Origin of the sequence: Pontibacterium sp. (genome assembly GCF_041587635.1) — a bacterium.
Classification (GTDB): domain Bacteria; phylum Pseudomonadota; class Gammaproteobacteria; order Pseudomonadales; family Balneatricaceae; genus Pontibacterium.
Genome location: NZ_JBFGYC010000464.1, coordinates 1 through 3,244 on the forward strand (window position 1 = coordinate 1; position 3,244 = coordinate 3,244).

The 3,244-nt window shown below is 49.0% G+C and carries 4 protein-coding genes; 1 reads left to right on the forward strand and 3 read right to left on the reverse strand.

Features of this window, described 5'->3' with window-relative positions:
- The 3 genes from ABYW01_RS17500 to proV form a co-directional block, all read right to left on the reverse strand.
- Nucleotides 1-310: glycine betaine ABC transporter substrate-binding protein (locus tag ABYW01_RS17500; RefSeq protein ID WP_372835241.1), on the reverse strand; the 310-nt coding region annotated here is incomplete at its 3' end.
- A 43-nt stretch (nucleotides 311-353) separates the two neighbouring features.
- A complete protein-coding gene (proW, locus tag ABYW01_RS17505; RefSeq protein WP_372835243.1) occupies nucleotides 354-1,463 on the reverse strand; it encodes a glycine betaine/L-proline ABC transporter permease ProW in 1,110 nt (369 codons plus the stop codon).
- Entirely contained in the window at nucleotides 1,453-2,658 is a 1,206-nt protein-coding gene (gene proV / locus ABYW01_RS17510; RefSeq protein WP_372835245.1) for a glycine betaine/L-proline ABC transporter ATP-binding protein ProV, read from the reverse strand. The genes proW and proV overlap by 11 nt, the downstream gene beginning before the upstream one ends.
- Before the next feature lie 50 nt (nucleotides 2,659-2,708).
- Between proV and ABYW01_RS17515 the strand changes: the two genes are divergently transcribed.
- On the forward strand, nucleotides 2,709-2,990 hold the full coding sequence (locus ABYW01_RS17515) for a hypothetical protein (protein ID WP_372835248.1): 282 nt from the start codon (nucleotides 2,709-2,711) through the stop codon (nucleotides 2,988-2,990).
- The last annotated feature ends 254 nt before the right edge of the window (nucleotides 2,991-3,244 follow it).

Genomic DNA, 3,244 nt, shown 5'->3' on the forward strand with positions numbered 1-3,244 from the left:
CGCCACCTGCGTTAGCGTAGAAATCTGTGTGCATTGGATCCCAGTGATCGGCCATAAAGGTTGCGTCGCCGTTAGACAGTGCAACGTGTCCAGTTGCGTACTCAACTTCCTTAATAGGTTTTACATCGTAGCCGAGTGATTCCAGTGCACGCATCACTAGGACGGTCTGGAATGTTTCTTCGGCGATAGAGGATTTGATTGGCTGTACTTCAATACCTTTGCCCGGCATATCTTCAGCAAATGCATGACTGGTCATTGTCAGGGCGCCGATAGCGAGTGCCGCGGTCAGTTTTTTATTTTTGAACAACATGTGATCTCCATTGTTGTTTTGCCGATGAGTCGGTGAAGTTAATTTATTGGGCGCTTTTGTTTTTAGAGCGACGACGTTTTTGTTGCTCACCCAAAGATTGTGTCAGTCGGTCGAGGATGATCGCCAGCAGGACAATACCCAGTCCGCCAACGGCAGCCAGGCCCATGTCCAGGCGGCCAATGCCGCGTAATACCATTTGCCCCAAACCCCCTACTGCGATCATTGAGGCGATTACGACCATAGATAGGGTCAGCATCAAGGTTTGGTTAATGCCCGCCATAATGGTTGGCATGGCCAGCGGTAGCTGAACTCGAAACAGGAGCTGACTCTTGTTGGCACCAAACGAAGTCGCAGCTTCAATCAGGTCTTCTGGTACCTGGCGAATACCCAGGTTAGTCAGGCGAATGAGTGGAGGCAGGGCGAAAATGATTGTCACGACGACGCCGGGTACGTTACCGATACCAAACAACATAACAATCGGCACCAGATAGACAAATGCAGGGGTTGTTTGCATGGCATCTAATACCGGTCGGAATATACGCAATGCCGTATCGCTACGAGATAGCCAGATGCCGGTTGGTAATCCAATGAGTACGCAGAAAAATACGGAGGTAATTACCAGCGACAGGGTAACCATCGCTTCTTGCCACGCACCGATAAAGCCAACGGTTGCCAGTGACAGCACCGTAGCGATCGCCAATCCGCGACCGGAGGCTTTTAGCGCCATCAGCGCAAACAACGCAATAATCAGGAAGTCTGGTGTCGCTTGAAGTAAAGACTCAACGCCAGTCAGTGTTGCGTCGATGGGTACTCGAATTGATTGGAAGACTGGACGAAAGTTTTCGACCAGTGACATCAGAGCACTGTCGACCCAGGTATCCAGCGGGATGACCGCTTCTTGAAACGGGTGCATCCAGTCAATCGATTGATCTTCCACTTCAGGCTGTGCGCTGCTCAGCCAGTCTGTGCCGCTGTCCGTTGCTTCTTCAGCAGGTGCGGTATTCCAAGCGTTTGTAGCATCGGAGGTGCTTTCTTCAGTTTGCGCGCCCCAAGGATTAGCTGGCTCTGCTTGTGTCGTTGTTTCGTTTGCGGAGGTCGTTGATGAGGTGTCCGCTGTGCTGTCGGCTGCTGTAGCCCAAGGGTTATCCGCCATGATTCACGACTCCTTCTGAATCCAGTGTGTTGAGCAAGTGCGCGCGGGTAATGACGCCCAGGTATATGCCTTCGTCGTTAATGACAGGCAAACCATAAGGAGTGGAAGCGACGGTACTGATAATGTCGTTCAGGCTTTCGGTTGCTTTGATTGTTCTGACATCACTTAGCATGGCTGCAGCGATTGATCCGTCATTCTCGTACTGGCTCTGAAGGCTGTCTGGGGTGACAATGCCGGAAAATGTCTTGTTCTTGCCCAGTACATAACCCCAATCCCGATCATAGTCGCTCAGGCGTTTGATCGCCGAACGTACGCCTGAGGTCTCTTTTTCGATAATCGTAACCTGGTGTTTGGTTGCGATGTCGCCAGCGGTCAGGACATTGCTCACATCGACGTCGCGGAAGAACGCACGGACATAATCGTCGGCAGGGTTCTTAAGAATTTCATCGGGTGTCCCAACCTGAACGACACGACCACCTTCCATGATCGCGATACGATCACCGATACGCATGGCCTCATCCAAGTCGTGGGAGATGAATACGATAGTCCGTTTCTGGTCAGCCTGAAGCTTAACCAGTTCGTCCTGCATTTCGGTTCGAATCAATGGGTCAAGCGCGGAGAAGGCTTCGTCCATCAGCAATACTTCAGGATCGTTTGCCAGTGCGCGCGCGAGCCCGACACGTTGCTGCATGCCGCCGGACAGTTCATCAGGATAGCTGTTACTGTAGGCGTCAAGTCCTACCTGGCGTAATGCTTCCAGAGCACGTGCTTCGCGCTGGTCTTTGCTGGTGCCAGACAGTTCTAATCCAAAACATACATTTTCCAGCACGCTCATATGTGGCATCAGGGCGAAAGACTGGAAAACCATACTGATTGAGTTTCGGCGTACCTGAATCAGTTCGTCGTTGCTGAGTTTGGCAATATCAACGTTGTTTAGAAGAATCTCGCCCGCTGTGGGTTCGATCAATCGGTTAAGCATGCGCACCAATGTTGATTTTCCAGAACCGGATAGGCCCATGATGACGAATATTTCACCTTCATGGATATCAAAGGAGGCATTGTTCACGCCTACATTCTGACCGGTAGCGGCAAGAATCTCTTCCTTGTTGCTGCCGTTACGCAACATCTCTAAAGACTTGCGGCTGTCCTCGCCGAAGATCTTGCAGACGTCTTTTATGCTTAATTTTACTGTCATGACTTTCCTGAAGTTCCTTTCTCATAAGATGCGTTTTAGGTGTTGAACCAATGTCTCAGCAAATTACACAGATGGAGCGCAGTGTGTTGCTAAAAGACATAGCGCAGAGACTTTTAGTCTGCGAAGCCAGCATCGTTTTGAAGGTTCTGATCCATGATGAAATCAAAATAGATCGTTTGGAAAAATATATCGATACTCAAAATAATATTTCGATAGATGCTTTGCTTATGCGAAGTATCTGGAGCGCTACTCATACGAAAAAGGTATGGGTCAGTGTGCTGGTCCGGGCCAATACTTGCCGATATTCAGCGCACATAGGCGGTGTGACTTGATAGGGTAGGTGAATAGCATTCAATCAGATACTTTATGCTTATAACTAAATTTGTTTAGAATCATAAACTAATTTTTAGATGCGTGATAGATAAATGCCACGCGGATCAATAGGTTGTGATGCTCCGTTAGTGTGCCAATAGCTGTAAGACCAGAATATTCATAGAATAATTGGGATCGACCACACCAATTAGTAGTAAATCCTCTACATTTTTAGGATCATCCATGCTAAACACTTGTGTGATCAACGAATTGC